At 63.7% G+C, this 11,991-nt stretch carries 12 protein-coding genes; 3 read left to right on the top strand and 9 right to left on the bottom strand.

Features of this window, described 5'->3' with window-relative positions:
- Positions 1-7: 7 nt before the first annotated feature.
- From ACFFF7_RS09170 to ACFFF7_RS09205, 8 genes are all read right to left on the bottom strand, one after another.
- Positions 8-1,207 carry a hybrid sensor histidine kinase/response regulator gene (locus ACFFF7_RS09170; RefSeq protein WP_379481067.1) on the bottom strand — a complete coding sequence of 400 codons (1,200 nt, stop codon included), beginning with the start codon at positions 1,205-1,207 and terminating at the stop codon, positions 8-10.
- Positions 1,138-1,713, bottom strand: a complete 576-nt coding sequence (locus tag ACFFF7_RS09175; protein WP_379481068.1) for a chemotaxis protein CheB — start codon at positions 1,711-1,713, stop codon at positions 1,138-1,140. The genes ACFFF7_RS09170 and ACFFF7_RS09175 overlap by 70 nt, the downstream gene beginning before the upstream one ends.
- Positions 1,710-2,534, bottom strand: a complete 825-nt coding sequence (locus tag ACFFF7_RS09180) for a CheR family methyltransferase (RefSeq protein ID WP_379481069.1) — start codon at positions 2,532-2,534, stop codon at positions 1,710-1,712. Before ACFFF7_RS09180 ends, ACFFF7_RS09175 begins: the two co-directional genes overlap by 4 nt.
- A 10-nt stretch (positions 2,535-2,544) precedes the next feature.
- On the bottom strand, positions 2,545-5,976 hold the full coding sequence (locus ACFFF7_RS09185) for a response regulator (protein ID WP_379481158.1): 3,432 nt from the start codon (positions 5,974-5,976) through the stop codon (positions 2,545-2,547).
- Between the two features lie 121 nt (positions 5,977-6,097).
- Positions 6,098-6,301, bottom strand: coding sequence for a DUF167 domain-containing protein (locus tag ACFFF7_RS09190; protein WP_379481070.1), 204 nt, complete (start codon positions 6,299-6,301; stop codon positions 6,098-6,100).
- Positions 6,302-6,522: 221 nt separating this feature from the next.
- Positions 6,523-6,678, bottom strand: a complete 156-nt coding sequence (locus ACFFF7_RS09195) for a hypothetical protein (RefSeq protein WP_158305181.1) — start codon at positions 6,676-6,678, stop codon at positions 6,523-6,525.
- A 259-nt stretch (positions 6,679-6,937) separates the two neighbouring features.
- Complete coding sequence (gene htpG, locus ACFFF7_RS09200) at positions 6,938-8,830, bottom strand: molecular chaperone HtpG (protein WP_379481071.1); 1,893 nt, start codon at positions 8,828-8,830, stop codon at positions 6,938-6,940.
- A 616-nt stretch (positions 8,831-9,446) separates the two neighbouring features.
- The gene (locus tag ACFFF7_RS09205) at positions 9,447-9,632 is read right to left on the bottom strand and encodes a YdcH family protein (RefSeq protein WP_011950610.1); all 186 of its coding nucleotides are present in this window, start codon (positions 9,630-9,632) and stop codon (positions 9,447-9,449) included.
- Between the two features lie 208 nt (positions 9,633-9,840).
- Here ACFFF7_RS09205 and ACFFF7_RS09210 point away from each other — a divergent pair, with 208 nt between their 5' ends.
- Positions 9,841-10,257 carry a low affinity iron permease family protein gene (locus ACFFF7_RS09210; protein ID WP_008832008.1) on the top strand — a complete coding sequence of 139 codons (417 nt, stop codon included), beginning with the start codon at positions 9,841-9,843 and terminating at the stop codon, positions 10,255-10,257.
- Positions 10,258-10,348: 91 nt separating this feature from the next.
- Here ACFFF7_RS09210 and ACFFF7_RS09215 read toward each other — a convergent pair whose 3' ends face one another.
- The gene (locus ACFFF7_RS09215) at positions 10,349-10,903 is read right to left on the bottom strand and encodes a DUF4142 domain-containing protein (protein WP_379481072.1); all 555 of its coding nucleotides are present in this window, start codon (positions 10,901-10,903) and stop codon (positions 10,349-10,351) included.
- A 138-nt stretch (positions 10,904-11,041) separates the two neighbouring features.
- Between ACFFF7_RS09215 and ACFFF7_RS09220 the strand changes: the two genes are divergently transcribed.
- Both ACFFF7_RS09220 and ACFFF7_RS09225 read left to right on the top strand, forming a co-directional pair.
- A complete protein-coding gene (locus ACFFF7_RS09220; protein ID WP_095687376.1) occupies positions 11,042-11,464 on the top strand; it encodes a DUF3597 domain-containing protein in 423 nt (140 codons plus the stop codon).
- Positions 11,465-11,618: 154 nt separating this feature from the next.
- Complete coding sequence (locus ACFFF7_RS09225; RefSeq protein WP_008832005.1) at positions 11,619-11,975, top strand: response regulator; 357 nt, start codon at positions 11,619-11,621, stop codon at positions 11,973-11,975.
- Positions 11,976-11,991: the final 16 nt, after the last annotated feature.

Genomic DNA, 11,991 nt, shown 5'->3' on the forward strand with positions numbered 1-11,991 from the left:
GCCAGCCTCAGAGCGGCACTACGACCTCGAAAACGCTGCCCTCTCCCGGCGCGCTGCGCTTGAGGGCGATCGTCCCGCCGTGGAGCTCGACCAACTGTTTGACGAGCGCGAGTCCGATCCCAAGTCCTTCCTGCGTGCGCTGGTTCGATCCATCGATCTGGGCGAACAGATCAAAGATCCGGGCCTGCATCTCGGCCGGGATGCCGACGCCCGTATCGGCGACCTCGATGCGCACCTGATCCTCCTCGCGCCTCGCGGAGAGGCGAATTTCCCCGCCAGCAGGCGTGTATTTGGCGGCGTTGGTGAGGAGATTGCCGACAACCTGCGCAAGCCGGGCATGATCGGCCTCCAGCCAGATCGGCTCGGGCGCGACATGCTGGATCAGCTCATGGCTGGCCGCATCGATATGATGGCGTGATCCTTCGACAGCAAAGCTCAGCAAGTCCTGGAGCAGCAGACGTTCCTTCTTGAGTGCGATCTTGCCCTGGTCGATGCGTGCGATGTCGAGCAGGTCCTCGACCAGGCTGCCAAGATGCCGCACATATTTGCTCATCTGCCCGCGCACCATGGTGGCTGTCTCGAGATCCGGCCTACGTTCCATCAGGTGCAGCCCGGCCCCCATCGCCATGATCGGATTGCGCAGTTCATGGGCGAGGACCGCCAGAAACTCATTCTTGCGGCGATCTGCAGTCTGCAGCACGCCGGTCAGCTCCTCGAGCGCATCACGCTGCGCGCCAATTTTTTGGCGCTGACGATAGAGGTCGAAGAAGATGCGGGCCTTGGAGCGAAGGATATCGGCCTCGATCGGCTTCTGGAGGAAATCCACCGCCCCCGCCTCATAGCCCCGGAAGCGGCGTTGCTGGTCGGCGCTGCCGGCGGTCAGGAAGATGATCGGAACATCGCGCGCGCGCTCGCTTGCGCGCATGAACTCGGCAAGCTCGAAGCCGTCCATGCCGGGCATCTGCACGTCGAGCAGGGCGAGCGCCACGTCGTGCTGGAGAAGAAGCTCTAGCGCCTCCTCCCCGGATCGGGCCTTGAGGATCGACACACCCTGGTCGCCCATCAGCGCCTCGAGCGCCAGAAGGTTTTCTTCCAGATCGTCGACCAGAAGACAGTTCGGCAGAGGGTTCGCACTCGTCATGGAGCCACCAGGGTCTGAAGGTAAGCGATGATGCCGGGCACATCCTGAGCCCGCGCTTGGGGCCACGCCGCAAGCGCGGCGGCCGGCATGGTAGAACTCGAGGCACTCGTCGGGTCTTCGACAAGGGTCAGCCCGCCCGCCTCCCCGACGGCTCGCAGGCCCGCGGCACCATCCTCGTTCGCACCGGTCAGCACGATGGCGACGAGATCGGGTCCGAACGCGTCGGCCGCGGTCTCGAAAAGGACGTCGATCGCTGGCCGCGAATGATGAACCGGCTCGTCCATCGCCAGGGCCACGCGCCCGTCCTGTTCGATCAGCAGATGATAATCGGCCGGCGCGAAATAGACCGTGCCCGGGACAGGAGTCTCCTTGTCTTCCGCCTCCTTGACTGTCAGCCCGCAGCGATCCGCGAAAAGGGTGGTGAGGGCGTTGGTGCGATCTGGCGGGATATGCACGACGATGAAGATCGGGACGGGGAACGTTGGCGGGAGCGCGGGCAGGATTTCCAGCAGGACCTGCACCGCGCCGGCCGAGGCGCCGATGACGACCGCCCTGATCGGATCCCGGCTCATCCGTCCACCCGCTGATAGATCTTCTCTGCTGTATCGAAATCGGCAAAGGCCGCCGCGTGCCGGGAAAAGCGCAGGCTCTCCTTCGAGCCGAGCCCCAGAAATCCCTTACGGGCGAGGGAATCGCGGAACAGTCCGATGGCGCGATCCTGGAGCTCGCGATCGAAATAGATGAGCACGTTGCGGCACGAGATGAGATGCATCTCCGCAAACACCGCGTCGGTCACCAGGCTATGGTCGGAAAAGACGACCTGGCTCCTGAGCGTCTTGTCGAACACGGCATGCCCGTAGTCGGCCGTATAATAGTCAGATAGCGACGTGCGCGCGCCCGACTTCTGGTGATTGGCCGTATATTTCTGTATCTGGTCGAGCGGATAGATCCCCGCCTGCGCCGCCCGTAAGGCATCGGGATTGATATCGGTCGCATAGAAGATCGTCCGCGCGCCGAGACCCTCCTCGCGGAAGAGGATGGAAAGCGAATAGAGCTCCTCGCCGTTGCTGCAGCCGGCTACCCAGACCTTGAGCGAGGGATAGGTTCTAAGGTGCGGGATGACGCGTTCGCGCAGCGCCTTGTAGTAGGCCGGGTCGCGGAACATCTCACTGACCTGCACGGTCAGGTAATTGAGCAGGCGCGGCAGCGTCTGCTCATCATGGAGCAGGCTTTCCTGCATCGCCGAAAAACTCGCAAAGCCCAACTGGCTCCGCGCCTGCACGAGGCGCCGCTTGATCGAGGCGCGCGCATAGGGGCGAAAGTCGTAATGATAACGCTGGTAGAGCGCTTCCAGCAGGAGGCCGATCTCCAGATCCTCGAGGCCGCCTGTCACCGAGATCTCCTCATCGGGGCATCCAGACGCGCACCAGCGACAAAAGTTTATCGACGTCTATGGGCTTGGCCATATAGTCGTTGGCGCCCGCTTCCAGGCAGCGTTGCTGATCGTCCGGCATGGCCTGCGCGGTCAGCATCACGATCGGCAGCTTCGTCCAGCGCGGATCGGCCCGGATCTCGCGCGTCGCGGTCAGCCCGTCCATGACCGGCATCATGACGTCCATGAGCACAAGGTCGACGGCCTTCTTCACATCGTCTCCGGCTTGGGCGAGCGCATCGATCGCCTCCTGCCCGTTGCGGGCGATCTGGACGATCGCGCCGCGCGGCTCGAGCACGCTCGACAGGGAATAGACGTTACGGACATCATCCTCGACGATGAGGATGCGCCGACCCTCGAGCGCGGCATCGCGGTGACGCGCCTTTTCGATCATGCGCCGCCGCTCGGGCGGCAGCTCGGAGACGACCTGGTGGAGGAACAGGGAAACCTCGTCGAGCAACCGCTCAGGGGATTTGGCGCCCTTGATGATGATCGAACTCGAATACCGCCGCAGCCGCTGCTCGTCGTCGGCGGAGAGGTCGTGCCCGGTATAGACGATGACCGGCGGGAAGCCATGATCGCCCTCCTGGCTCAGCGTTTCCAGCAGATCGAACCCCGAGGTGTCCGGCAGGGTCAGGTCTAGCACCATGCAGTCGAACGTCTCGCGCCGCAGCTGTTCCAGGCATTCGGCGGCCGTGCCCACGCCGATCGTCTCGACATCGTCCGAGCCCAAAAGCTTACCCACTGCGTCGCGCTGAACCGCATCGTCCTCGACGATGAGGACCCGGCGCATGCGCGAGGCAAGCTTCGCCTGCAGGCCCTCGAGCACCTGCGCGAGTTCTTCGCGCTTGACCGGCTTGATGTGGTAGCCGACCGCACCGAGCGACAGCGCGGTCTGGCTCTGGTCGGCCGCCGAAATCACATGGATCGGAATATGGCGCGTTTCATCGTCATGCTTCAGCCGGTCAAGGACGGTAAGCCCGGACTGGTCCGGCAGACCCAGGTCGAGAACAATTGCGCTCGGCTTGAACTCGTGAGCATGTTTGATCGCGTCCTCCGCATTGCCGGCGATGACGCATTGGAAGCCGAGTTCGCGTGAAAGCTCGCACACGATCTGTGCGAACACCGCATCATCTTCGATGACGAGCAGGACCCGGTTGCCCTCGGTCAGGCTCGCCCGGTCGTCTTCCAGGCTCCATGCCGATGACGCGGGCGCCGGACGCAGGGGGATGGCGGGGGCCGCCGCGACCGGCGCGGGACCCGGGTCGGAACGCCGCCGGGTCGGCTGGGCGACGGTCTCATAGCCCAGTGGAATGGTGAGCGTGAAGGTGCTGCCTTCGCCAGGGCGGCTCTCCAGCGCAATCCGGCCGCCGAGCAGGCGCGCGAGCTCGCGAGAGATGGAAAGGCCAAGGCCCGTCCCGCCGAATTTCCGGCTGATCGTCGCGTCGGCCTGGTGGAAGGCCTCGAAGATCGAGGCCTGCTGCTCCGCCGAAATGCCGATGCCCGTGTCGCTGACGGCGAAGCGGATGGACGCATCATCCACGCGCTCAATGGCGAGGCTCACCTGTCCGCGCTCGGTGAATTTGAAGGCGTTGGACAGGAGATTCTTGAGGATCTGCTCGAGCCGCATCCGGTCGCTCTCGATCGTGCGGGCACAGTCATCGGAAAGCCTGATGTCGAAACCAAGGCCCTTCTTCTCGGCAAGCGGGTCGAAGGTCCGCCGCAGGTCGCCCGTCAGCCGCTGCAGCGCGACGGTTTCGGGACGGATCTCGATGTGCCCTGCCTCGATCTTGGACAGATCAAGAATGTCGTTGATGAGGGTCAGCAGGTCATTGCCAGAAGACTCGATCGTATTGGCATATTTGATCTGCTCGTCCGAGAGGTTGCCCTGCGAATTGTCTCCCAGCAGCTTGGAGAGGATCAGCAGCGAATTGAGCGGCGTGCGCAATTCGTGGCTCATATTGGCCAGGAAATCCGACTTATACTGGCTGGCCTGCTCAAGTTCGTGCGCCTTGGCGCCCAGCGCCGCGCCGGCCCGCTCAAGTTCGTCCCGCTGGGTTTCCAGCGTCTGCGCCTGTTCCTCAAGCTGGCTGTTGGTCTGTTCGAGTTCGACCTGCTGCTGTTCCAGACGAACCTGGGATTCCCGTAGCGCCCGCCCCTGCTCTTCGAGTTCTTCGTTGGAGACGCGCAGTTCCTCGCTCTGGGCCTGAAGCTCGCCGGCCTGGCGCTGCGTTTCCTCGAGCGCGTCCTGGAGCCGGGCCCGGAAGCGCGCCGAGCGCAGGGCGATGCCGATCGCCGGCGAGACACGCTCCAGGAGATCGAGCACCAAGGGATCGACCGGCTTGAAGAAGCCGAGCTCCAGGACCGCATTGACCTGCGCGTCCGCCTTGGCCGGTACGATGACCAGATGGCGCGGCTTCTCGCGACCGAAAGCCGAGCCGATCGTCAGATAGCCCTCCGGCACGTCTTCCAGGACCAGCGCCTTGCCATCGACTGCGACCTTGCCCAGCAAACCCTCCTTGATGTTGAAGGAGGAGGGCATATTGGCGTCGGCCGGAACCCCGACCACGGCCGCCCGCCTAAAGTGGCCGCTCTCGCCCTTGAACAGGGCGCCGCCCGAGAGCCCTGTATGCTCGGCCAGGAACGCCAAGATGTCCTCGCCAAGCTGTTCGACGGACTTGTCCCCGCGCATCGCCTCGGAGAGGCCGACTTCGCCGGACTGCAGCCATTCCTGCCGCGCGCGCGCCCGTCCATTACGGAGCAGCAGCACGAAGATCGCGATGGTGAGTGCGGAGCCCAGCAGACCCGAAACAACGCCACTGGTGATCGCCGCGCGCGCCGCGTCCGTCATGTCGCCCATGCGCTCTTCCCGCAGGCGCACTTCCTCGCGAGCCATGCCGTCAAGCTGGGCGCGGATAGCGTCCATCTCGCCCTTGCCGCGGTCGCTTGTCACGATCCCCATGGCAGCGGTCAGGCCCTGCGTGCGCCGCAATTCGATCGTCTCGCGCAATTCAGCCAACTTGGCATCGATATGGCGGTTGAGCGGTCCCAGGCTCGCTTGCTGCACTGGATTGTCGGCGGTCAGCGCCTTCAGCGCCGCGAGCCGCGCGGGCAAGGCGGCGACTGCGGTCCGGTAGGGCTCGAGATAAGCGTTGGTCCCGGTCAGCAGATAGCCGCGCTGGCCCGTCTCTGCGTCTTTGGCGGTGGAAAGAACTTCGTCGAGTGCGATCAGCACTTCATGGGTATGGCGAATGGCCTTATCGGCCTCGCGCAGCGCCTGGATATTCGAAAAGGCAAGCCAGGTACTGATCAGGAAGAAAGCCAGCCCCAAGATCAGACCGGCAATGAGCCCGTTATTCTTCCGCCGCAGCGTGCCAACGGCCGTGCTCTTATTCCCCAACATTTCCGCCAACCCCGTATCCTGTCCCGACCGCGCCAAAGGTGGCTGTCATACCCTTTTTTCCAGCCTGTGAAAGGATTTGGCGATATACTCGCCGCGCCCTCCCTGCGGGCCCCGCGCGGAGCTAGATCACCCGGACGATCTTGTTTCGGCCCGTCGATCCGCGCAGCAGTTCCAGTGCAGAAACCGGTTGACCGAGCGCAGCTGCCAAAAGCCTGAGAACGGCCTCGTTGGCCTTGCCACCTTCAGGCGTCGCTGTCGTCCGGACCTGCAAGATACCGTCCGCAGTCGCCAGGATGATGGCATCGGCGGAGGCATTGGGCGCCACGCGAACGGGAAGCCGGCCCGCGCCATCGACGAGCGCCAGAATATCTGCCCGTGGCGGACAGGACACTTTAGGCCGCGCCATGGCCGCGCAAAGCCGTGTTGCGTTTGAAATTGGGCCCGAAGCCAGCCTTGACCTGGACATTGCGGGCTGCCCGCCCCCGCGTCACACCGGCCCGCTTACGCACAGCGGCGCTCGGCGCGAGACAGCCAGAGAGCGACACGTCACGACCGGCGGTCCTCGGCCGCACTGGGCTGCTGGTCAGCTCGACGCGCCGCTTCCCTGTTCTGCCGATCATGGGCGCGGCCTCCGGCCACGGTCACGGCGAAGAACAGCACCATCAGGATCAGGGAAATGATGACGATCGCTGCGATGATCATAATGCGTGCCGGCCCTTTTGGATTCCGTCGGGCCAGCTCCCTGCGAGATCAGCCTTGCGCCCACAGAGGCATCATGCCTCGCTCATACATGTACCATCTGTCGATAGAGGCTGTGAATATAGAGATTTGATGTTCTATACATCAGCAGGGGGCGGGAGCCGAAGAATGCGGTATGGCCCGGACCCACTGCGAAGCGGACCCGGGCAGTAAATCTTACCTTGGCATGAGCGGCCGGCTGAGACACGCCCCAACCGGGCCTTCAGATCGGGCCGCTGCCGCGGAGCAGGACCCGGCCAAGCCGTTCAGAAAAGGCGCGCGGATCGAGCGGCAGTTCCCCGTCGGCGATGCGGGCCTCGTCGAACAGCAGATGCGCTGCATCCTCGCGCAGATCCGCCTGCTCTGCGCCTACCGCGCTGAGCCGGGTAACGAGCGCGTGCCGGGGATTGATCTCGAGGACCGGCTTGCTCACCTGCGCAAGCTGCCCCGCGCCCGCCAGGAGCCGCTCCATCTGGCGGTCCATGCCGTGTTCGGGCGCGACCAGGCAGACCGGGCTGTCGGTCAGCCGTTCCGACGCGCGGACATCGGACACCACGTCGCCCAGCGTCGCCTTGACGAAGTCGATGAAGCCGGCGACCTCGTCCGACGTTTCCGCCGGCGGTTGCTCGCCATCGGCGAGGGGGATGAGACCCAGATCCGACATGCCCTGTGTCACCGACTTGAACGGCTTGCCTTCGAAATCCGGCGCTCCGGTCACCCAGAAACCGTCGATCTGGTCGGTCAGCAGGAGCACCTCGATGCCGCGCGCGCGGAAGCCTTCGAGCTGCGGCGAGGAGGCGAGCCGCTCGATGTCGGAACCCACCGCATAATAGATGGCGGTCTGGTTCTCTTTCAGATCGGCAGCATAGTCCTTGAGCGACCGCCATTCATTGTTCGACGTGCTGGTCTTGAAGCGGGCGAGCCCCAGCAGCGTCTCGCGCCGGGCATAGTCCTCGTAGAGACCCTCCTTCAGGACCGACCCAAAATTCTCCCAGATCTTGAGATACTTGTCACCATCGCTGTTCGCGAGCTTTTCCAGTTCGCTCAGCACGCGGTTGGACACACCCTTCTGGATGGCGGCCAGAACCGGGCTCTCCTGGATCATCTCGCGCGAGACGTTGAGCGGCAAGTCCTGCGAGTCGACCAGTCCGCGCACAAAGCGCAGGTAGCGGGGCAGGATCTGCGCCTCGCCCGTGATGAACACCCGGCGGACATAGAGCTTCATCCGCCCCGCCCGATCGGGGTCGAACAGGTCGAAGGGTCGCATCTCAGGCACAAAAGCGAGCACATTATATTCGTGCACGCCCTCGGCGCGGTAGTGCAGCGTCAGTGCCGGCGTGTCGAACTGTCCGGCGTTGGTCCTATAGAAGTCAGTATAGTCTTCCTCGCTGATTTCGGACTTGGACCGCGTCCACAGCGCCGCGCCATCGGCAATCTGCGCCGGCTCCGCATCGGGTTTGTCCTTGAGGACGATCGGCACTGGGACATGGCCCGACTGAGCCTTGATCTTGGGCTCCACGCTGAAGCGCCGGGTATAGTCCGCCGCGTCTTCCTTGAGATGAAGAATGACGCGCGTTCCGCGCGCCGGGGCCTCGGCCGGATCAGCATCCCCGATCGCGTAGGTTCCGAGCCCATCAGACGTCCACAGGCCAGCCCCCTCCTCGCCAGCGCGGCGCGACAACACGTCGACCTTGTCTGCGACTATGAAGGCGGAATAGAAGCCGACGCCAAACTGGCCGATGAGCTGGCCGCCCTCGCCATCCTTCTTGGCGGCGATCTGTTCCATGAAGGCTTTGGTGCCTGAGCGGGCGATCGTGCCGAGCGCCTCGGCCATTTCGGCCTGGGTCATGCCGATGCCATTATCCTCGATGGTCAACTGGCGCGCGTCGGGATCGAGCGTGATCGTGATCCGCGGCTGAGGGTCGTCACCCAGCAGTGCCGGCGCCGCTATCGCTTCGTAGCGCAGCTTTTCGCAGGCGTCGGCGGCATTGGACACCAGTTCGCGAAGGAAGACATCCTTGTCCGAATAAACGGAGTGCACCATGAGGTGCAGCAGCTTGGCGACATCGGCTTCAAAGGACCGCGTGTCGGGGGAAGCGTCGGTAATCGTGCTCATCGCTATATTTCGCTCTCCTTGGAATGGCGGGCGAAATCTGGTTGGCACCGCCCGGTTTTTCAACCCGGGGAACCGGCGTGATCGCGGGGCAGGACCCGAGTGACGCACCAGTTCGGCGGGATGATGAGCCTCAAATCCGTCGCGGGGGCCCGGCAGGCGGCGCGTTGCTTGTCCCTGCAATGGTTGGCCCTCGCGCTCGGCGTTGCCGATTCAGTAGGATGGGTACTGCTTGGCGCTGCCAAGGCGGACCTGCTGCTTGCGCAGTAATCCTGCCCGCAGCCCGCAGCTAATCGTCAGCTGCGACGCTGTCTTTCTCTTGGGGCCGGTCGTAAATGGGGGGCGGCACGCGCCAGGCGCCTTTGTGATCCATTTCGATCGGCAAATCGCATCGCTCGCAGAACGCTTTGTACTGGCCCTGCTTGTCGCGCGCTATGGAAGCGGAAGACGGCTTATGCCGACCCAGAAGACAACGCACATACATGGTCCACGTCTAACGCGATCGACGGGACATTTGTAGCACCCGCGAGTCAATTCCCACCGCACTAACCCAAGATACTTGTCATGGCCGCTTCAGCGGAAAGGCGGAACCGACGTTCTCGGCTCCGCCGTCCTGTCGTCAGGCCGCCGAGCTCTGGTCGCGACCGCGATCCATGGCCGTCAGTCGATCCTTAGCGGCGAGCTTGAGCTTCTTGAGGCGGGCGACCAGAAGCTGGTCGGGTACAGGCCGCCGCAGTTCCTGCTCGATCTCTGCCTCCAGACGGGCGTGCTCCTCGCGCAGATGGTTCAGATAATGGTCGGACATCGTCTTCTCCATGCCAGGTTGTGACTATGTGCGCGTGCTCGCGCACAGCCTGAAAATAGGTGCGCGCCCTTTCTTTTTCCAGTGATTCCCGAGGCCTGTGGTCGACATCAGGATGGTCTTGGTCTGGCGCCCCAGCAATCGTACAGCAACACACCGCCTGGTCGTCAAAGCACCGCTATCGTCTCAGCAAAGATTTGGAAAATCACCCATGGATCGTTTCTTCACCGCCATCGCCACACGTTCCGCCACGATCATGGGCCAGCCGCTGGCTTTCATTCTCTCGACCCTGTTCATCATCCTCTGGGCCGTCAGTGGACCATTCCTGAATTACTCCGACACCTGGCAGCTCATCGTGAACACCGCGACGACCGTCCTGACATTTCTCGCCGTTTTCCTCATCCAGAACAGCCAGAACCGCGATGGCGCCGCGATGCAGGCCAAGCTCGACGAAATCATCCGCGCGCTCGACAAGGCGCGCGTCGAGTTCGTGGGCATCGAGCATCTGACCGACGCCCAGATCGCAAAAATTCGGGAAGCCCTGGAAAACGATATCCGCAATGAAGCAGACGACGACAAGGATCGGACCGTCACCCGCACCGTGGAAACTCTGCTCAAACGCTACTGACGAGCGCACAGCGCCCGTTCGGAGCGCTGGCGCCTCATGATGCGCAGGTCAGGGCGTCCACCAGACACCCGGTTCGTGAAGCTGGCTGGCGTTAGAGGCCCTTGGCCATATTGAGGTGCGCAGTAACGATCGGCACGAGCTCGGATGCGAAAGCCTCGAGGGGCGCAACGTCGCCGCTTGCCGCATAGGCCTTGAGCGCATCCAATGTCTTCTGGTGGCCATCGGCCTGGAGGCGCGCATAGGCACGATCAAACTCGGCGCCCGACTTGGTTTGCAGATCGGCGAGCTCCTGCTGCTGGGCCGGGGTCAACGCCGCATCAGGCGCGATCGCCGGCGTCGCGGCCGCGGCCGCCGTTTTGAGCTTCGCGGTCGAGTCCGTGTGGGCCTTGATCATCTGCTCGGCGAAGGACTTGATCTTTGCGGACTGCGCCTTGCTCGCCGCGAGCTTCGACGTCTCGATCTCGAAAGCGTCGCTTGCTGCCGCCGTGTTTGCAAAGGCCTGTCCCGGGCTCAGGACCGCAGGTGCCGGCGCGGCAGGTTCGGCCGCGGAGGTCGCTGCCGTATTCTCGACAGGCTCGGCTTTCTTGCCGCAAGCGGAAACGCAGAGCGCGGCGGCCGAAAGAGATACCAAAAGAAGCGGTTTCATGAATAACTCCCCCATTCGAGCAGGACGCCTGCTCAACGCGGACCAGGCTTCATCGTTCCAGCATCGGACCTTTTCGAACGCGGGACGTTTCACCCCTGCCCGCCTGCCGCGCGGCATGAGACCCAAGGAGACGAGACGATGAGCATCTTCGGCAACATTCTGAGCAAGATCTTCCACCCGAACGCGGCCAAGGCCGCGCCCGCGAGTCCTGCGCCCTCCGCCGCGCCTGCCGCGCCAAGTCCCGCCCCAGCCCCCACGACCCCTGCTCCGGCCCCCGCCGCCGCTGCACCGGCGCAAACATCGGTCGACGTCGGGCCCGTCCTGGAGGCTATGGCCGCTATGAAGGACGATCATGGCGGCAACTACAAGACGTCGATCGTCGATCTCCTGAAGCTTCTCGATCTCGATTCCAGTCTCACCGCCCGAAAGGAGCTGGCCGAGGAACTCGGGGTGAATGCCGGCGAACCCGGTTCAGCCGAACAGAATATCGCGCTTCACCGCGCCGTCATGGACAAGCTTGCCGAAAATGGCGGCATTGTTCCCGACGACATGCGCAATTAGGCGGTTGCGCATCGCGGCTGTTCCAACGGAGCAGCCGCATTGCCGCAACGACGATCCAGCGAGTGACGACGGCTGCGGAGGCGTGCAGGCCGGGCAGGCCGGGCAGGCCGGATAAAGCTTGGCGCGCCTACAAGGGAGGCATATTGCCGACCCCATGACAAACACACGCAACATTCTTGTCGTTGAGGACGAACCGCTCATCGCCATGATGCTCGAGGATTTCATCGACATGATGGGTCATCGGATCGGCGCGGCCGTAGGAAGCGTCGCCGACGCGCTCGCCGAGATCGAAGCGCAGAGCTTTGACCTCGCCATCCTCGACCTCAACCTGGGCAAGGAAACCTCCTGGCCGGTCGCCGACGCGCTTCAGGATCGCGGCATCCCGTTCGTCCTTGCCACGGGTGGCAACCTCCAGGCGCCGTCCGAGCGCCATGCCGGCGCCCGGACCCTGACCAAGCCCTATACTTACGAGAACGTACAGGCTTCCATCGACGCGCTCGCGGGCGTGTGACAAGGCGAATGTGCAG

Source organism: Novosphingobium aquiterrae (assembly GCF_042434435.1).
In the GTDB taxonomy this organism is placed as follows: Bacteria; Pseudomonadota; Alphaproteobacteria; order Sphingomonadales; family Sphingomonadaceae; genus Novosphingobium; species Novosphingobium aquiterrae.

Coding starts and splice junctions, on each gene's coding strand:
- ACFFF7_RS09215 (WP_379481072.1), bottom strand. CDS start 10,903: ATGAAACCGCTTCTTTTGGTATCTCTTTCGGCCGCCGCGCTCTGCGTT.
- ACFFF7_RS09175 (WP_379481068.1), bottom strand. CDS start 1,713: ATGAGCCGGGATCCGATCAGGGCGGTCGTCATCGGCGCCTCGGCCGGC.
- ACFFF7_RS09225 (WP_008832005.1), top strand. CDS start 11,619: ATGACAAACACACGCAACATTCTTGTCGTTGAGGACGAACCGCTCATC.
- ACFFF7_RS09210 (WP_008832008.1), top strand. CDS start 9,841: ATGGATCGTTTCTTCACCGCCATCGCCACACGTTCCGCCACGATCATG.
- ACFFF7_RS09205 (WP_011950610.1), bottom strand. CDS start 9,632: ATGTCCGACCATTATCTGAACCATCTGCGCGAGGAGCACGCCCGTCTG.
- ACFFF7_RS09185 (WP_379481158.1), bottom strand. CDS start 5,976: ATGTTGGGGAATAAGAGCACGGCCGTTGGCACGCTGCGGCGGAAGAAT.
- ACFFF7_RS09195 (WP_158305181.1), bottom strand. CDS start 6,678: ATGATCATCGCAGCGATCGTCATCATTTCCCTGATCCTGATGGTGCTG.
- htpG (WP_379481071.1), bottom strand. CDS start 8,830: ATGAGCACGATTACCGACGCTTCCCCCGACACGCGGTCCTTTGAAGCC.
- ACFFF7_RS09220 (WP_095687376.1), top strand. CDS start 11,042: ATGAGCATCTTCGGCAACATTCTGAGCAAGATCTTCCACCCGAACGCG.